The sequence below is a fragment of the Oceanospirillum linum genome, assembly GCF_001995095.2.
Classification (GTDB): Bacteria; Pseudomonadota; Gammaproteobacteria; order Pseudomonadales; family Halomonadaceae; genus Oceanospirillum; species Oceanospirillum linum.
Map to the genome: position 1 here is coordinate 1 of NZ_MTSD02000239.1, position 387 is coordinate 387.

At 50.9% G+C, this 387-nt stretch carries 1 rRNA gene; it reads right to left on the bottom strand.

Going from position 1 to position 387, the window contains the following annotated elements:
- Positions 1 to 387 (bottom strand): 23S ribosomal RNA (locus BTA35_RS17465); the annotation flags it as partial.

Here is a 387-nt window from a genome sequence, read left to right on the forward strand (position 1 = left end):
GGTTTCGGGTCTACGCCCAGCAACTGAACGCCCTATTCGGACTCACTTTCGCTACGCCTGCCTTAATCAGTTAAGCTTGCTACTGAACGTAAGTCGCTGACCCATTATACAAAAGGTACGCCGTCACCCCGCTTTAAGCGCTCTCGCGCTTAAATCCCTCTTTAAGCGCAAGTCTTGCTATTTCAGCATTGCGTTCTTTTGACGCATTCATTTCATGAATGCGCCGAAAGCGCTTAAAGCGGGGCTCCGACTGTTTGTATGCATGCGGTTTCAGGATCTATTTCACTCCCCTCCCGGGGTTCTTTTCGCCTTTCCCTCACGGTACTGGTTCACTATCGGTCGATCACGAGTATTTAGCCTTGGAGGATGGTCCCCCCATCTTCAGAC